The 17,525-nt window shown below is 72.2% G+C and carries 13 protein-coding genes and 3 tRNA genes; 14 read left to right on the top strand and 2 right to left on the bottom strand.

Annotated elements, in window-relative coordinates:
- Positions 1–97: 97 nt before the first annotated feature.
- Positions 98–1,126, top strand: a complete 1,029-nt coding sequence (ilvC, locus tag FSY66_RS05355; RefSeq protein ID WP_144791953.1) for a ketol-acid reductoisomerase — start codon at positions 98–100, stop codon at positions 1,124–1,126.
- A gap of 106 nt (positions 1,127–1,232) precedes the next feature.
- Here ilvC and FSY66_RS05350 read toward each other — a convergent pair whose 3' ends face one another.
- Positions 1,233–1,904 (bottom strand): AIM24 family protein, encoded by a 672-nt coding sequence (locus FSY66_RS05350; RefSeq protein WP_144791951.1) that lies wholly within the window; start codon positions 1,902–1,904, stop codon positions 1,233–1,235.
- A gap of 210 nt (positions 1,905–2,114) precedes the next feature.
- On the opposite strand from FSY66_RS05350, the gene metG reads away from it, so the two are divergent.
- From metG to FSY66_RS05300, 10 genes are all read left to right on the top strand, one after another.
- Entirely contained in the window at positions 2,115–3,659 is a 1,545-nt protein-coding gene (metG, locus tag FSY66_RS05345) for a methionine--tRNA ligase (protein ID WP_260853509.1), read from the top strand.
- A gap of 98 nt (positions 3,660–3,757) precedes the next feature.
- Positions 3,758–4,855, top strand: coding sequence for a 3-isopropylmalate dehydrogenase (locus FSY66_RS05340; RefSeq protein ID WP_144791946.1), 1,098 nt, complete (start codon positions 3,758–3,760; stop codon positions 4,853–4,855).
- An 89-nt stretch (positions 4,856–4,944) separates the two neighbouring features.
- A complete protein-coding gene (locus FSY66_RS05335; RefSeq protein ID WP_144791944.1) occupies positions 4,945–6,042 on the top strand; it encodes a branched-chain amino acid aminotransferase in 1,098 nt (365 codons plus the stop codon).
- 47 nt (positions 6,043–6,089) lie between these two features.
- Complete coding sequence (locus FSY66_RS05330) at positions 6,090–6,866, top strand: fumarylacetoacetate hydrolase family protein (RefSeq protein ID WP_144791942.1); 777 nt, start codon at positions 6,090–6,092, stop codon at positions 6,864–6,866.
- Positions 6,867–6,903: 37 nt separating this feature from the next.
- A complete protein-coding gene (gltX, locus tag FSY66_RS05325; RefSeq protein WP_260853479.1) occupies positions 6,904–8,442 on the top strand; it encodes a glutamate--tRNA ligase in 1,539 nt (512 codons plus the stop codon).
- 123 nt (positions 8,443–8,565) lie between these two features.
- Positions 8,566–8,637 (top strand) — tRNA-Gln (locus FSY66_RS05320).
- 1 nt (position 8,638) lies between these two features.
- A tRNA-Glu gene (locus tag FSY66_RS05315) sits at positions 8,639–8,711 on the top strand.
- A 131-nt stretch (positions 8,712–8,842) separates the two neighbouring features.
- Positions 8,843–8,915: transfer RNA gene (locus FSY66_RS05310), tRNA-Glu, on the top strand.
- A gap of 387 nt (positions 8,916–9,302) precedes the next feature.
- On the top strand, positions 9,303–11,036 hold the full coding sequence (locus FSY66_RS05305) for a dynamin family protein (RefSeq protein WP_144792195.1): 1,734 nt from the start codon (positions 9,303–9,305) through the stop codon (positions 11,034–11,036).
- Positions 11,036–12,724 carry a GTPase gene (locus FSY66_RS05300; protein ID WP_144791940.1) on the top strand — a complete coding sequence of 563 codons (1,689 nt, stop codon included), beginning with the start codon at positions 11,036–11,038 and terminating at the stop codon, positions 12,722–12,724. Before FSY66_RS05305 ends, FSY66_RS05300 begins: the two co-directional genes overlap by 1 nt.
- Positions 12,725–12,839: 115 nt before the next feature.
- Here the strand turns inward: FSY66_RS05300 and FSY66_RS05295 are convergent, their stop codons facing one another.
- The gene (locus tag FSY66_RS05295) at positions 12,840–13,616 is read right to left on the bottom strand and encodes an IclR family transcriptional regulator (protein WP_260853477.1); all 777 of its coding nucleotides are present in this window, start codon (positions 13,614–13,616) and stop codon (positions 12,840–12,842) included.
- Positions 13,617–13,779: 163 nt separating this feature from the next.
- Between FSY66_RS05295 and leuC the strand changes: the two genes are divergently transcribed.
- From leuC to murA, 3 genes are all read left to right on the top strand, one after another.
- Positions 13,780–15,216 (top strand): 3-isopropylmalate dehydratase large subunit, encoded by a 1,437-nt coding sequence (leuC, locus tag FSY66_RS05290; RefSeq protein ID WP_144791938.1) that lies wholly within the window; start codon positions 13,780–13,782, stop codon positions 15,214–15,216.
- A 69-nt stretch (positions 15,217–15,285) separates the two neighbouring features.
- A complete protein-coding gene (gene leuD, locus FSY66_RS05285) occupies positions 15,286–15,885 on the top strand; it encodes a 3-isopropylmalate dehydratase small subunit (RefSeq protein ID WP_144791936.1) in 600 nt (199 codons plus the stop codon).
- Between the two features lie 311 nt (positions 15,886–16,196).
- Complete coding sequence (gene murA, locus FSY66_RS05280; RefSeq protein ID WP_144791934.1) at positions 16,197–17,516, top strand: UDP-N-acetylglucosamine 1-carboxyvinyltransferase; 1,320 nt, start codon at positions 16,197–16,199, stop codon at positions 17,514–17,516.
- Positions 17,517–17,525: the final 9 nt, after the last annotated feature.

Here is a 17,525-nt window from a genome sequence, read left to right as displayed (position 1 = left end):
GCTCGCCGGCCCGCGGGGCCCTCGGCCCGCCGCAGACGCGGCCCCGAACCGCCCGCACCCACCCTGCGGGACACCCACCAAGGAGATGCGAACAACCATGGCAGCAGAGATCTTCTACGAGGACGACGCGGACCTCTCGATCATCCAGGGCCGCAAGGTGGCCGTCATCGGCTACGGCTCCCAGGGCCACGCCCACGCGCTGAACCTGCGCGACTCGGGGGTCGACGTCCGCATCGGCCTGGCCGAGGGCTCGACGTCCCGCGCCAAGGCCGAGGCCGAGGGCCTGAAGGTCCTGACGGTGGCCGAGGCGGCCGCGGAGGCCGACGTCATCATGATCCTGACCCCGGACCAGGTGCAGCGCACGGTCTACGCCGAGTCGATCCAGCCGCACCTCGGTGACGGCGACGCGATCCTCTTCGCCCACGGCTTCAACATCCGCTTCGACTACATCGAGGCCCCGCAGGGCGTCGACGTGGCCATGGTCGCCCCCAAGGGCCCGGGCCACACCGTGCGCCGCGAGTTCGAGGCCGGCCGCGGCGTCCCGTGCCTGGTCGCCGTCGAGGTGGATGCCTCGGGCGCGGCCCAGGACCTGGCGCTGTCCTATGCGAAGGCCATCGGCGGTGCGCGGGCGGGCGTCATCAAGACGACGTTCACGGAGGAGACGGAGTCCGACCTGTTCGGCGAGCAGGCCGTGCTCTGCGGCGGCATGTCCCAGCTGGTCCAGTACGGCTTCGAGACCCTGACCGAGGCCGGCTACCAGCCCGAGATCGCGTACTTCGAGGTCCTGCACGAGCTGAAGCTGATCGTCGACCTCATGGTCGAGGGCGGCATCTCCAAGCAGCGCTGGTCCATCTCCGACACCGCCGAGTACGGCGACTACGTCTCGGGCCCGCGCGTGATCGACCCGTCCGTGAAGGAGAACATGAAGGCCGTGCTCTCCGACATCCAGGACGGCACCTTCGCCCGGCGGTTCATCGAGGACCAGGACAACGGCGCGAAGGAGTTCCAGCAGCTGCGCGAGAAGGGCCAGGGCCACGAGATCGAGTCGGTCGGCCGCGAGCTGCGCAAGCTCTTCGTCTGGTCGGACAGCGACTCCGACTACAACGAGGGCTCGGCCGCGCGCTGATCCCCGGGCGCGCACCGCGCGACGACGGCCGCCCTCCTCCCGCTCGGGGCGGAGGGCGGCCGTCGTCGCCGCCCGGGCTGGGCCCGGGCCGCCGCCGCGGGAGTGCTCAGCTGCTCGTCGTGATGACCGGGACGCCCTCGGAGGGCTGGACCACGACGAAGCCCGGGCCGTGGAAGGCCAGCTGGAAGGCCTCGCCCGAGCCGCCCCGGAACATGCCCGAGAAGTTGAAGTCGTTCTTGATGCTCGGCGAGAGGTTGGTGGACCAGCACACCGCTGCCTGGGGATCCACGAAGGTCGGCTGCGTCGAGGCGTCGAGGACCATCGGCTCGCCGTCGCAGCACACCGCGATGAAGCCGTGCCCGCTGAGCTCGAGGTTGAACAGGCCGCCGGCCATGAAGCCCGCCCCCTGGATGCGCCTGATGTCCCACGACAGGGAGCTGTCGAAGGCCAGCAGGGAGTCCGAGTCGACCGTGATGGACTCGCCCTCGAGCTGCACCAGGAAGATGTTGCGGGCCTGGCGGGCGAAGAACACCTCGCCGCGGCCGGAGACCCGCATCATGGCCCCGCCCTCGCTGGTCATGGCCTTCTTGAGGAACTTGGCCACCGAGCCGGAGCCCTCGTGGCTGAAGGACATCTCCCCCTGATAGGCGACCATGGCGCCCTTGGTCGCGATGATGTCCTGGGTCATGTTGACGCGGAGCATCTTGGAGGACTGGAGGGCCCACTGGTCCTGGGTCTGGCGCTCCATGTGGTCCGGGGCGAACAGTTCGCTGCGCATCGCGTGCCTTTCGTGACGAGGGGCGCCCGGTGAGGTCCCGGGCACGCACAGAGTCTCATATGCAGTTGCTTATGTGAACACTGTGCCGCGGCATGTCGAGCGCGGTCCGTCGGCGGCTGGGGCGGGGCCCCGATCCGCGCCGCTACGATGGTCCGCGTGACTTCCGATCAGACCGCCGACCCGAGCGCCGAGATCCCCGAGCCCGAGACCGTGACGAGCGAGCGCCCGGCGTTCTACCTCACGACCGCCATCTCGTACCCCAACGGCGTCCCCCACATCGGCCACGCCTACGAGGCGGTCGCCGCCGACGTCCTGGCCCGGTTCAAGCGCCTGGACGGCTTCGACGTCCGCTTCCTCACCGGGACCGACGAGCACGGCCAGAAGATGCAGCAGACGGCCGACCGGGAGGGCATCGCGCCCAAGGCCCTGGCGGACCGCAATGCCGCTGCGTTCCGGGCGATGGACGACGAGCTGCAGGTCTCGTACGACCGCTTCATCCGCACCACCGATCCGGATCACCGCGAGGCCTGCCAGGAGATCTGGCGGCGCATGCAGGCCCGGGGCGACATCTACCTGGACTCCTACTCGGGCTGGTACTCGGTGCGCGACGAGGCGTACTACGCCGAGGACGAGACGGAGGTCGTCGACGGGGTCCGGCTCTCCAAGGGCACCGGCACGGAGCTGACCTGGACCGAGGAGTCCTCGTACTTCTTCCGGCTCTCCGCCTACCAGGACCGCCTCCTCGCCCTGTACGACGAGGGCCTCGTGGGCCCGGAGACGCGGCGCAACGAGGTCGCGGAGTTCGTGCGCGGCGGCCTGCGCGACCTGTCGATCTCGCGCACCACGTTCGACTGGGGCGTCCCGGTCCCGGACGATCCCGACCACGTCATGTACGTGTGGGTCGACGCCCTGACCAATTACCTCACGGGCGTGGGGTACCCGGACGTCGACGGCGAGCTGTTCCGCAAGTTCTGGCCGGCCGACGTCCACGTCATCGGCAAGGACATCATCCGCTTCCACTCCGTGTACTGGCCCGCGTTCCTGATGTCGGCCGGCCTGCCGGTCCCGCGCACGGTCTTCGGCCACGGCTTCCTGTTCAACCAGGGCGAGAAGATGTCCAAGTCCATCGGCAACGTCATCGATCCGCACGCGCTGATCGGCGCCTACGGCCTGGACGCCCTGCGGTTCTTCCTCATGCGCGAGGTCCCCTTCGGCCAGGACGGCTCGTACTCGCACGACGCGATCGTCTCGCGCATCAACTCGGACCTGTCGAACGACCTCGGCAACCTGGCCCAGCGCTCGCTGTCGATGGTCGCCAAGAACCTCGAGGGCCGGGCGCCGCAGCCCGGCGAGCTCACCGACGAGGACCGGCGGATCCTCGAGGCGGCCCACGGCCTGCTGCCGATCGTGCGCGAGGCCTTCGACGGGCTGCAGTTCCACCGCGGGCTCGAGAGCATCTGGCGCGTCGTCGCGGACTGCAACCGCTACTTCAGCTCCCAGGAGCCCTGGGTCCTGCGCCGCAGCGACCCGGCGCGCATGGCCACCGTGCTGTGGACCGCGCTCGAGGTCGTGCGCGTCGTGGCCCTGCTGGTCCAGCCGGTCATGCCCGACTCCGCGGCCCGGCTGCTCGACGTCCTCGGCCAGGCGGCCGAGGACCGGGAGTTCACGGCGATCGGGAAGCGGCTCGAGCCGGGGACCTCGCTGCCCAAGCCCACCCCCGTCTTCCCGCGCTACGAGGAGCCGGCCCAGGGGTGACCGGTCGAGGCCCCTCCGGATCATGGACATCGCGTCCGCATGGTGAGACGGGGGGCGCGACCCGGGAATCCGCACCCGCTCGGTCGTATCGTGAGGGCATGACCGCGCAGAACACCGCCTCCGCCCCGACCGCCGCGTCCGCCGAGGGAGCCGCCCATCGCATCGCCGTGATCCCCGGCGACGGGATCGGCCCCGAGGTCGTCGCCGAGTCCCGGAAGGTGCTCGCGGCCGTGTGCGCACCGGCCGGCATCGACCTGCAGGAGCAGCACTTCCCGCTCGGGGCCCAGCACTGGCTGGCCACGGGGGAGGCCCTGCCCGACGAGACGCTCGAGCAGCTGCGCGGGTTCGACGCGATCCTCTTCGGAGCGGTCGGCGCGGCCCCCGGGGACCGGCGGATCCCGTCCGGGATCATCGAGCGCGAGCTGCTGCTGAAGATGCGCTTCGGCCTGGACCACTACATCAACCTGCGCCCCTCCGAGCTGCTCCCGGGCGCGGTCTCGCCGCTGCGCGAGCCCGGCGAGATCGACTTCGTCGTGGTCCGGGAGGGCACGGAGGGCCCGTACGCCGGCAACGGCGGCGTGCTGCGCGAGGGCACCGGCCAGGAGATCGCCACGGAGGTCTCGGTCAACACCGCCCACGGGGTCCGCCGCCTGGTCCGGTACGCGTTCGAGCTGGCCGCCGGGCGCGAGCGCCGGAGGCTGACGCTGGTGCACAAGCACAACGTGCTGGTCAACGCCGGTCGGCTCTACCAGCGCATGGTCGACGAGCTCGCCGCCGAGTACCCGCAGGTCGAGGTCGACTACCTGCACATCGACGCCGCGACCATCTTCATGACCACGGATCCGGCGCGCTTCGACGTCATCGTCACCGACAACCTCTTCGGCGACATCATCACCGACCTCGCCGGCGCCGTCTCCGGCGGCATCGGCCTGGCGCCGTGCGGCAACATCAATGCCGATCGCACCGCGCCGTCCATGTTCGAGCCGGTCCACGGATCGGCCCCGGACATCGCCGGCCAGGGCGTCGCCGACCCGACCGCCTCGATCCTGGCGGGCGCCATGATGCTGGAGCACCTGGGACACCCCGACCAGGCCCGGCAGATCCGCGACGCCGTGCGGGCCGACCTGGCCGCCGCCGGCTCGCTGTCCCGCAGCACGCAGGAGATCGGCGACGCCGTCGTCGCCGCGCTGGCCTGACCCCCGGCCCGCCCCGACCCACGACCCGCTCCCGGGACCAGCCCGGGACGCACGCCGCGCGCGCAGCCGCGGCAGAATCGAAGAGCCCCATGAGCACCGAGTTCCAGCGCACGCCGAATCCGAGCCCCGCGACCCCGCAGCAGCGCGAGGAGATCCTGGCGGATCCCGGCTTCGGGCAGCACTTCACCGATCACATGGTCACGATCGAGTGGACCGGGGACGTCGAGACGGGGACGGGCTCATGGGGCCGGCCGCAGCTGCGCCCGTACGGCCCGCTCAGCCTCGCCCCCGCCGCGGCCGTGCTGCACTACGGCCAGGAGATCTTCGAGGGCCTGAAGGCCTACCGCCATGACGACGGCTCGGTGTGGACCTTCCGCCCCGAGCGCAACGCCCGGCGCCTGCAGGCCTCGGCCGATCGCCTCGTCATGCCGCAGCTGCCCGAGGAGCTCTTCCTGGACTCGCTGCGCGAGCTCGTGGCCGCGGACGCCGAATGGGTGCCCTCGGGCGCCGGGCAGTCGCTGTACCTGCGCCCGTTCATGATCGCGACCGAGTCCTACCTGGGGGTCCGGCCCTCGCGCGGATACCAGTACTGCGTGATCGCCTCCCCGGCCGGCACCTACTTCGGGACCGTGGACACCGTCGACATCTGGCTCTCCGAGCACTACGCCCGAGCCGGCGTCGGCGGCACCGGGGCGGCCAAGTGCGGAGGCAACTACGCCGCGTCGCTGATCGCCCAGATGGAGGGCGAGTCCCACGGCTGCGCGCAGGTGCTGTTCACCGACCCGAACCGCGATCACGCGATCGAGGAGCTCGGCGGCATGAACGTGTTCTTCGTCTTCGACGACGGCCGCCTGGTCACTCCCGCCCTCACCGGCACCATCCTCGAGGGGGTGACCCGCTCGTCGGTGATCGAGCTGGCGCAGGCGCGCGGGCTCACGGTCGAGGAGCGGCGCTTCACGCTCGACGAGTGGCGCGAGGGCGTGCGCAGCGGGCACCTGACCGAGGTCTTCGCGTGCGGCACCGCCGCCGTGATCTCCCCGGTCGGCCGGCTCATCTCCTCGACCGAGACGATCGGCCCGGACGACGCCCGCCCCGGCGAGGTCACGATGGCCCTGCGCGAGGAGCTGCTCGGCATCCAGACCGGCGCGGTCCCGGACGCCCGCGGCTGGCTCACCCGTCTGGCCTGAGGCCCTGCCGTGGCGCGGCGGCCGCCGCGCGGGCTTAGGGTGGTCGCATGCGCATCAGCCGATTCACCGTCGACAACGAGATCCACTACGGCGTCGTCCAGGGCGAGGGGGCGGACCAGGTGGTCGTCCCGATCGCCGGCGACCCCTTCTACAACGGGATCCAGCCCATCGAGGGGACGTCGTGGAAGGTCGAGGACGTGCGCCTGCTGGCACCCGTGATCCCCCGCTCCAAGATCGTGTGCGTGGGGCGCAACTACGCCGATCACGCCGCGGAGATGGGCAATGAGGTCCCGGCCAGCCCCATGCTGTTCTTCAAGCCGAACACCTCGGTCGTCGGCCCGGGCGATCCCGTGACCCTGCCGTCGTGGACCGAGCGCGTCTCCTACGAGGCGGAGCTCGCCGTGGTGATCGGGCGGATCTGCAAGGACGTCCCCGCGGAGAAGGCCGACGACGTGATCTTCGGCTACACGGCGGCCAACGACCTGACCGCCCGAGACGCCCAGGAGACGGACGGCCAGTGGGCCCGTGCCAAGGGCTTCGACGGCTCCTGCCCCCTGGGGCCGTGGATCGAGACCGAGCTGGATCCCTCCGACCTGCGCATCGCCTCGCGGGTCGGAGGGCAGACCAAGCAGGACTCCTCGACCGCGCAGATGGTCTTCTCCGTCGCGGATCTCATCGCCTTCGCCTCCTCGGCGTTTACGCTGCTGCCCGGCGACGTCCTGCTCACCGGCACGCCCGCCGGCGTCGGCCAGGTGGACGAGGGCGATCGCATCGAGGTCGAGATCGAGGGCATCGGCACGCTGGCCACCCTGCTGCGCCGCTGAGGGCCCGGCCGCCGCCTCGCCCTAGACTGGCGTCATCATGACTGACGCATCCACGGACGCCCCTGAGGGCGCAGCAGAGATCACCCCCAGTGCACCCGCGACCGGAACCGACATCCGGGTGCGGTTCTGCCCGTCGCCCACCGGCACCCCGCACGTCGGCCTGGTGCGCACCGCCCTGTTCAACTGGGCGTGGGCCCGGCACACCGGCGGGAAGCTGATCTTCCGGATCGAGGACACCGACGCCTCCCGCGACTCCCAGGAGTCCCTCGACCAGCTCGTCGAGGCCCTGCAGTGGCTCGGCATCGACTGGGACGAGGGCTACGGCGTCGGCGGCCCCCACGGGCCGTACCGGCAGTCCGAGCGCGGCGGCATCTACCAGGACGTCATCGCCCGGCTCAAGGACTCCGGGGCGATCTACGAATCCTTCTCGAGCCCGGAGGAGGTCGAGCAGCGCCACCGGGAGGCCGGACGCGATCCCAAGCTCGGCTACGACAACTTCGACCGGGACCTGAGCGACTGGCAGATCGCGGCCTTCCGGGCCGAGGGTCGCGAGCCGGTCCTGCGCCTGCGGATGCCGGACGAGGACATCACCTTCACGGACCTGGTGCGCGGGGAGATCACCTTCGCCGCCGGCTCCGTCCCGGACTACGTGGTGGTCCGCGCCAACGGGCAGCCGCTCTACACCCTGGTCAATCCCGTCGACGACGCCCTCATGGGCATCACCCACGTCCTGCGCGGCGAGGATCTGCTGTCGTCGACCCCGCGACAGATCGCACTCTACGACGCCCTCGTCAAGGCCGGCGTCGCTTCCCGGATCCCCGAGTTCGGCCACCTGCCCTACGTGATGGGGGAGGGGAGCAAGAAGCTGTCCAAGCGGGATCCCGAGTCCAACCTCTTCCACCACCGCGACGCCGGCTTCATCCCCGAGGGCCTGCTGAACTACCTGGCGCTGCTGGGCTGGTCGCTGTCGGCCGACGAGGACGTGTTCACGACGCGGCAGTTCGTCGAGGCCTTCGACATCCGCGACGTCCTGGCCAACCCGGCGCGCTTCGACGTGAAGAAGGCGACCGCGATCAACGCCGATCACATCCGGATGCTCGATCCGCAGGACTTCCGGGATCGGCTGGTCCCGTACCTGCAGGCCGGGGCAGTGCTGGGCGAGAGCCTCACCGAGCGCCAGGAGCAGATCCTGGACGAGGCCGCCCCCCTCGTGCAGACCCGCATGGACCTGCTCGGCGATGCGGTCGAGCTGCTGGACTTCCTCTTCGCCGAGGACGCCGCGCTGGTGCACGACGAGAAGGCCGTGGCCAAGCTCAAGGACTCCGCGCCGCAGGTCCTCGCCGCCGCGCGCTCGGCGCTCGAACGGGTGGAGGACTTCACCGCCGAGCCCATCGAGGCCGCGCTGCGCGAGGCCATCGTGGACGGCCTCGAGATCAAGCCCCGCCTGGCGTTCGGCCCGGTGCGCGTGGCGGTCTCGGGGCGGCAGGTCAGCCCGCCGCTGTTCGAATCGCTCGAGATCCTCGGTCGGGAGTCATCGCTGGCGCGCATCGACGCGCTGGCCGCGCGACTGGCCTGAGCGGCGCAGGCCGGCGCCGCGGGGGATTTGCTGCGGGGGTCGGCCTCGGGTATAGTTTCAGCCTGTTGCGCGCAGGAATGCGGGGCGGACCGAGAGGAACGCGTCACGGACTTGCGCGAACAGTGGGGTATGGTGTAATTGGCAACACAGCGGTTTCTGGTACCGTCGTTCTAGGTTCGAGTCCTGGTACCCCAGCGGCCCCATCGTATAGCGGCCTAGTACTCCGCCCTCTCACGGCGGCAACACCGGTTCGAATCCGGTTGGGGTCACGTCCGCTCATGTGCTCCGCTGCGTCGACGCGCAGCGGAGCACATGCACGAAGAACCTGCCGACGCCCGTCGTCGGCGCACCGCTCGCGGCTTCTCCGAGGCCGCGGCACCTGCTCGGCAGCGAGCATCTCGGCCCCATCGTATAGCGGCCTAGTACTCCGCCCTCTCACGGCGGCAACACCGGTTCGAATCCGGTTGGGGTCACACCGAGGCGAAGGCCCCGGACCGCACGGTCCGGGGCCTTCCTGCATCTGCCGGGCCAGGTCGGCTCCGGCTCCGGTGCCGCCTCAGGCCCGCACGGCTCGTCGTGCGGCATGATGGGGCTTCGTGAGCATCCCCCGAGAGCCCGCCCCCGAGACGCCCGGTCCGCTCGGCGGCGACGACCGCCCCGCCGATCCCGTCTCGGCGCCGTGGTCCGCACCAGCACCGGCACCCGCACCGACCCGCGCCCCGGCCGAGGCCGAGGCACCCGATGAGATCGCGTCCGCGCGGTCCGCCGGCCCGAGACCGTCCGCCGGCACGCGGCCGTCCGCGGGCTCGACGCCGGCGGGGAAGACCGACGGCGAGCGGGCATCCGCCGCGGTCGACGCGCTGCGCGATGTCCTCTCGCAGCTGCATCTGCCTCTGGACACGCCCCCGGCCGTCGCCGGGCGCGAGACGACGCGGCAGGCGCTGAACCAGATCGACGACTACATCCTCCCGCGCGTGCGCCATCTCGATGCCCCGCTGCTCGCGGTGGTCGGCGGCTCGACGGGTGCGGGCAAGTCCACCGTGGTCAACTCCCTCGTGGGACGGCCCGTCACCCGCTCGGGAGTCGTGCGCCCCACCACACGGCAGCCGATGCTCATCCATCACCCCGACGATGCCGCCGCCTTCGAGGGGACCCGCGTGCTGCCGCACCTGGCGAGGGTGCGCGGCCGCCTCGCGCGGCCGTCGGAAGCCGACGGCTCGGCCGAAGCGCGGCCGGAGGACCGCACGGCGGAGGACCGCGGCGCCCCGGAGACCGCGATGGCGGGCTCGAGCCTGGTGCTGCTGGCCGACCGCGGCGTGGACAGCGGCATCGCGCTGCTGGACGCCCCCGACATCGACTCCGTCTCCGAGGACAACCGCAGGCTGGCCGGGCAGCTGCTGGCCGCAGCCGATCTCTGGCTGTTCACGACCACCGCGAACCGCTATGCCGACGCCGCGGCCTGGGAGCTGCTCGTCGAGGCCGGCCGGCGCTCGATCACGGTGGCCGTGATCCTGGACCGGGTCCCGCCGGGAGCCGCGGGAGAGATCGAGCCCGATCTGCGCCGCATGCTCGCCGAGAAGGGCCTGGGCGAGGCGCCGATCTTCGTCATCCCGGAGTCCCCGCTCAATGCCGCCGGGATGCTCCCGGCGGGGACCGTGGACCCGCTGCGCACCTGGCTGGGGGACCTGGCGGCCGATGCCCAGGGCCGCTCGGACGTCGCCCGGCGCACCCTGGGCGGGGCCCTGCGCCAGATCAGCGACCGCACCGACGAGGTCGCCGCAGCCGTGGCCGCGCAGGACGAGGTCCTGACCCAGCTGCGCACCGACGTCGAGGAGGCGTACCGAAAGGCCCTCGAGGCCATCGACGACGCGACCCGCGACGGCTCCCTCCTGCGCGACGAGGTGCTCTCGCGCTGGCAGGACTACGTGGGCACCGGCGAGTTCTTCCGCTCGCTCGAGAGCACCATCGGCCGCTGGCGGGACCGGGCCGGCGCCGCGCTGCGCGGCAGGCCGGCGCCGGAGATCCAGGTCGAGCAGGCCCTGGAGACCGGGCTGCAGGCCGTGATCATCGAGGAGCTGGCCAAGGCCGGCGAGGAGGTCCAGCGCCGCTGGCGCGCCGATGCCGCGGGCCGGGGGCTGCTGCGCGGCGACGACCTCGGTCGTCTGCCCGAGGGCACGGCAGATCGCTCCGCCGAGGTGATCCGCGCCTGGCAGGGCGATGTGATGGGGCTGATCCAGCAGGAGGGCGCGGGCAAGCGCACCCAGGCGCGGCTGATGTCGATCGGGCTGAACATCGTGACGGTCGGCCTGATGGTCGTCGTCTTCTCGATGTCCGCGGGCCTCACGGGAGCCGAGGTCGGCATCGCCGGGGCCTCGGGCGTCGTGGGCACCCGGCTGCTCGAGGCGGTCTTCGGCGAGGACGCCGTCCGCCGGATGGCGGAGCAGGCCCGCAGGGATCTCGAGCAGAGGATGAGGACTTTCGTGGACGAGCTGAAGCACCCGTGGACGCAGCGGCTGGACGCCGTCCACGACCCCCGGGCGAGCGAGCTGCGCGACGCGGCCGCCGCCGTCCGCACGGCGGGGGAGAACCTGTGATGCGGCTGGGGCGCCGCCCCCGGCGCGATCCGGACGCGGATCTCGACGAACGGCTGCAGGCGCTGAGCCAGGCCGCGGACCTCGGCCGCGGCCGGCTGGACGAGGACGCGCTGCAGCGGGCCGACGACGTCCTGGCCCGAGCCTCCGGACGCCGCGCCCTGTCGGCGGATCACACCGTCGTCGGATTCTTCGGCGCGACGGGCTCGGGGAAGTCCTCCCTGCTCAACACCGTGCTCGGCCGCCAGATCGCCCGGGCCGCGGTGCAGCGGCCGACGACCTCCGAGCCGCTCGCGGTGCTCGGCGGCCTGCCCGGCGCCGACCCGCTGCTCGACTGGCTCGAGGTGAAGGACCGCCGCGTGGTCGAGGACCTCTCGCTCGAGCCGTGGTCCCAGGGGCCCGCGGGCGTCTGGAGCCCGGTCCCGGAGGGGCTGATCCTGCTGGACCTGCCGGACGTGGACTCGGTCGCGCGCGAGCACCGGGAGATCGCCGCGCGGCTGGCCGGGATGGTCGACGTCGTCGTGTGGGTCGTCGACCCGCAGAAGTACGCCGATGCGGTGCTGCACGACCACTTCATCGCCCCGCTGTCGCGCCACGCCTCCACCACGCTCGTGGTGCTCAACCAGGCCGATCGGCTGGCCGCGGGCGAGGTGCCGCGGGTGCTCGCCTCGCTGCGCGACGTCCTGGCCCAGGACGGGCTGCGCACCGAGGGCCGGTCGGCGCCGATCGCCGCCTCCGCCGCGCTCGGCACGGGGATCGGCGAGGTCCGCGCCGCGATCACGGAGGTCGTCGAGGCGAAGGCCGCCGCCTCCGAGCGGCTGGCCGGGGACATCGACGACGCCGTCGACGCGCTGGAGGCCTCCCACGGCGAGGGCCGGGCGGAGGGCGTCACCCCGTTCGCCCGGGAGTCCCTGGTGGACGGGCTGAGCACCGCGGCCGCCGCCGACGGGATCGCCGACGCCGCGGCGCGCAGCTACGTGCTCAGCGCGTCGAAGCGCACGGGGTGGCTGCCGGTGCGCTGGGTCGGCTCCTTCCGCAAGGACCCCCTCAAGCGCCTGCATCTGCAGGGGGCGGACAGCGGAAGCCAGGGCCGGGACGGCGACCCGTCGCTGCATCGGTCCTCCCTGCCGCCCATGAATGCCGCGCAGCGCGCCGCGAGCGACACCGCGGTCCGCCGCTTCGCGGAGGAGGCCGCCCAGGGAGCGGCCCCCGCGTGGGAGCGCTCGATCCGCGATGCCGCCCGATCGCACCAGGACGTGCTGCCGGACGCGCTCGACCAGGCCCTGGCGCGCACCGATCTGCGGCGCGGGGCGCGGTCGTGGTGGTGGACCCCGTTCGGCATCGCGCAGTGGCTGCTGCTGCTCATGGCCGTGGCCGGGCTGCTGTGGCTCACCGGGGTCTTCGCGCTCGACTACCTGCAGATCCCGGTGCCGCCCGTCCCGACCGTCGAGGGGACCGACATCCCGGTGCCGACCCTGCTGGTGGTCACGGGTCTGGTCGCCGGACTGGTCCTCGGGCTGCTCTCGACCGTGCTGGCCCGGCTGTCGGCCTCGCGACGGCGGGCGGCCGTGCGGCGGCGGCTGCGCGAGGAGATCGCCCGGACCGCGCAGTCCCACGTGATCGAGCCGGTCGAGGACGAGCTCTCCCAGCAGGAGCGGATCACCGAGGCGCTGCACCGGGCGAGAGCCTGAGCAGAGGCGGCGCGGACGGGGCCGCATCCGACCCGGAGCACGGGCGGATGCGGCCCCGTCGTCCGTCCGCTCCCGGGGCGCACCGGGCGCGCCCAGCCTCCGGAGGGCCGGGGCCTCAGGCCCCGGGGCGGATGGCCTGCGTGAGCTGCCGGGCGGCCGCGACCACGGTCTCGGCATGCAGGCGGCCAGGCTGCCGGGTGAGCCGCTCGATCGGGCCCGAGATGGACACGGCGGCGATGACCCGCCCCGATGGCCCTCGCACCGGCGCGGAGACGGACGCGATGCCGGTCTCCCGCTCGCCGATCGACTGCGACCAGCCGCGCCGCCGGACCCCCGCGAGCATCGTCGCGGTGAAGCGGGCCCCGTGCAGGCCCTCGAGCAGGCGGCCGTGATCCTCCCACGCGATGAGCACCTGCGCGGCCGATCCGGCCTTCATGGACAGCTGCGTGCCCACCGGGATCGTGTCCCGCAGTCCGATCGGGCGCTCCGAGGAGGCCACGCACACGCGCCACTCGCCCTGCCGGCGGAAGATCTGCGCCGATTCTCCCGTGGCGTCGCGCAGCTGGACCAGGGTCGGGCCGGCGGCCGCGATCAGCCGGTCCTCCCCGGCGGCCGACGAGAGCTCGACGAGCCGCGGCCCGAGCACGAAGCGGCCCTGCATGTCCCGGCCCAGCAGCCGGTGGTGCGCCAGCGCGGAGGCCAGCCGATGGACGGTCGGGCGCGAGTACCCGGTGGCCGAGACGAGCTGGGCCAGCGATGCGGGGCCGGCCTCGAGCACGTCGAGGATCTCGGAGGCCTTGTCGATCACGCCGACCCCGCTGGGGGAGAACGAGGATCCGGCCTCTGCGGGCGGGAGGGCGGCGTGCCGGCCGGTGAGCGGAGTGCTGTCCATGTTGCGATACTACGTCTCAGAATCCGAGATGACCGCCAGGACTGTGGCGGGATGGGGGCCGCGGGCGGATCCTGGAGTCACGACGCGCCGCGACCCGGAGGCCGCCGAAGCCGCCCGCGGGCTCTGACCGGGAGCCGCGGACCCTCCTGCCGGAAGGACCACCATGTCGACCGAGACCCCGTCAGCACCTCGCACCCTGGCCGAGAAGGTCTGGGAGCAGCACCTCGTGCGCCGCGGCGAGAACGGGCAGCCGGATCTGCTCTACATCGACCTGCACCTGATCCACGAGGTCACCTCGCCGCAGGCCTTCGAGGGGCTGCGCCTGGCCGGGCGCCCGCTGCGGCGCACGGACCTCACGCTCGGCACCGAGGACCACAACACCCCCACCGAGGACATCTTCTCCACGATCGCCGACGCGACCTCGCGCAAGCAGATCGAGGCCCTGCGCTCGAACGCCCGGGAGTTCGGCGTCCGCCTGCACCCGCTCGGCGACGACGAGCAGGGCATCGTCCACGTCGTCGGGCCGCAGCTCGGACTGACCATGCCCGGCATGACGGTCGTGTGCGGGGACTCGCACACCTCGACCCACGGCGCGTTCGGCTCGCTGGCCCTGGGCATCGGCACCTCCGAGGTGGAGCACGTGATGGCCACCCAGACCCTGCCCCTGGCCCCGTTCAAGACCATGTCGATCCGCGTGGACGGCCGCCTGCGCCCCGGCGTCTCCTCGAAGGACATCATCCTGGCCGTGATCGCCGAGATCGGCACGGGCGGCGGCCAGGGCTACGTGCTGGAGTACCGCGGCAGCGCCATCGAGGAGCTGTCGATGGAGGCCCGCATGACGATCTGCAACATGTCGATCGAGGCCGGGGCCCGCGCGGGGATGATCGCCCCGGACGAGACCACCTTCGACTACGTCAGGGGCCGCCCGCACGCGCCCGAGGGCGAGCTGTGGGACCAGGCGGTCGAGCACTGGCGCAGCCTGCGCACCGACGACGACGCCGTGTTCGACGCGGAGGTGGTCATCGACGCCGATCGGCTCGAGCCGTTCGTGACCTGGGGGACCAACCCGGGCCAGGGCACCTCGCTGTCCGGGTCCGTCCCGGATCCCGAGGACTTCGCCGACGACAGCGCGAAGGACGCGGCGCGGCGCGCCCTGCACTACATGGACCTGACCCCGGGGACGCCGCTGAAGGAGGTGCCCGTGGACGTCGTCTTCCTCGGCTCGTGCACGAACTCGCGCATCGAGGACCTGCGCCTGGCCGCGGAGGTCGTCCGCGGCCGCACCAAGGCCGAGGGCGTCGAGATGATGGTGGTCCCCGGCTCCCAGAAGGTCCGGCTGCAGGCCCAGGAGGAGGGGCTGGACCAGGTCTTCCGGGACTTCGGCGCGGACTGGCGCTTCGCCGGCTGCTCGATGTGCCTGGGCATGAACCCCGATCAGCTCGCCCCCGGCCAGCGCTGCGCCTCGACCTCCAACCGCAACTTCGAGGGCCGCCAGGGCAAGGGCGGGCGCACCCATCTGGTCTCGCCCGTCGTCGCCGCCGCCACCGCGGTGCGCGGGACGCTCTCGGCGCCGTCGGACCTCGAGCCGATCACCGCCTGAGCCCGGCTCCCGACGGAACCCGCCCCGACCATCGCCTCCGGCACGTCCCGGAGCCCCCAGGAGGACACCGTGGAGAAGTTCACCACCCACACCGGCATCGCGGCCCCGCTGCGCGAGTCCAACGTCGACACCGACCAGATCATCCCCGCCGTCTACCTCAAGCGGATCACCAAGACCGGCTTCGAGGACGCGCTGTTCGCCCAGTGGCGCACGCACGACGACTTCGTGCTCAACCAGGACGAGTACCGCGACGCCAGCATCCTGGTGGCCGGGCCCGACTTCGGCACGGGCTCCTCCCGAGAGCACGCCGTCTGGGCGCTGCGCGACTACGGCTTCCGGGTCGTGGTCTCCTCGCGGTTCGCGGACATCTTCCGCGGCAACGCGGGCAAGCAGGGCCTGCTGGCCGCGCAGGTCGAGCAGTCCGACATCGACCTGCTGTGGAAGCAGATCGAGGCCGAGCCGGCCGTGCCCACCACGGTCGACCTGCAGGCCCGCACGGTCTCGGTCGGGACGGTCACGGTGCCGTTCCGGATCGACGAGTACACGGCCTGGCGGCTGGCCGAGGGCCTCGACGACATCGGGCTGACGCTGCAGCACGAGGACGCCATCCGCTCCTTCGAGGCCGGTCGACCGGCTTGGCTGCCCACGACGCTGCCCGCCCGGACCTGAAGCCTCGCCGCCGGGCGCGACAGTCCCGGGCATCGCGGCGATCCTGGGAATTCGCGCACAGGCGCCTCCCGGCGGGCTCGTCGACGGGACCGCGGGCGCCTCCGGCGGCAGACTGGGCGGACGAGCTCCGAGGGGCCCGTCCGCCGGTGCGCCCGCCTGCCGCGCCGAGCGCCCCTCGGCCCGGAGAAGATGAAATGTCCATGAGCGTCCGGTGAATCCGGGGTGCCGTCCTCTCGTAGGATGGTCCCTCGCAGAGCGCGACCGCTCTGCGCCGCGAGCAATGCCGTACGGACTCGGCAGATCGGGAGACCATGTCCAGCGCACTGACCATCACGGGCGGAGTGCCCCTGCAGGGGACCATCAGGGTCCGAGGAGCCAAGAACCTCGTTCCCAAGGCCATGGTGGCCGCGCTGCTGGGCTCCACGCCCTCGACCCTGCAGAACGTCCCGCACATCAAGGACGTCCAGGTCGTCACCGATCTGCTGGCCCTGCACGGGGTCGAGGTCGACAACGACGGCCAGGGGACGCTGACCCTGGACCCCTCGAACGTGGTCCGCGCCCAGCACGCCGACATCGACGCCCACGCCGGCGACTCCCGGATCCCGATCCTGCTGTGCGGCCCGCTGCTGCACACGCTGGGCGAGGCCTTCATCCCGGATCTCGGCGGGTGCAAGATCGGCGACCGGCCGATCAACTACCACCTGGACGTGCTGCGCCACTTCGGCGCGAAGGTCGAGAAGCTCGACTCCGGCATCCGCATGTCGGCGCCGAACGGGCTGCACGGTGCCAAGGTCGAGCTGCCCTACCCGTCGGTGGGCGCGACCGAGCAGGTCCTGCTCTCGGCGACCCGGGCCCGCGGGCGGACCGAGCTGCGCGGGGCGGCCACCGAGCCGGAGATCATGGACCTGATCGCGATCCTGCAGAAGATGGGCGCGATCATCACGGTCCAGACGGACCGCGTGATCCACATCGAGGGCGTCGAGATCCTGTCCGGCTACCGGCACCGGGCCATGTCCGACCGCATCGAGGCCGCCTCCTGGGGCTCGGCCGCACTGGCCACCGGCGGCGACATCCTCGTCGAGGGCGCCGCCCAGGCCGACATGATGACGTTCCTCAACACCTTCCGGAAGGTCGGCGGCGACCTGGACATCCGCGAGGACGGCATCCGCTTCTCGCATCCGGGCCGCGCCCTGAAGCCGATCGTCGTCGAGACCGACGTCCACCCCGGGTTCATGACCGACTGGCAGCAACCGCTCGTCGTGGCCCTGACGCAGGCGGAGGGCGTCTCGATCGTCCACGAGACCGTCTACGAGAACCGCTTCGGCTTCACCCACGCGCTGCAGCGCATGGGTGCGAACATCCAGCTGCACCGCGACTGCCTGGGCTCGACCCCCTGCCGGTTCGGGCAGTCGAACTTCGTGCACTCCGCGATCATCTCCGGACGGACCGAGCTGCGGGCCCAGGACATCCACGTCCCGGACCTGCGCGGCGGCTTCTCCCACCTGATCGCGGCGCTGAGCGCCGAGGGGCAGTCGCACGTGACCGGCGTCGAGCTGATCGAGCGCGGCTACGAGCACTTCACCCGGAAGCTCGAGGCCCTCGGCGCGACCTTCGACGTGACCGCCTCCTGAGCGTCGGGC

It is taken from the genome of Kocuria palustris (genome assembly GCF_007666205.1).
Classification (GTDB): Bacteria; Actinomycetota; Actinomycetes; order Actinomycetales; family Micrococcaceae; genus Kocuria; species Kocuria palustris_A.
This window is presented reverse-complemented; position numbering and strand designations above follow the sequence as displayed.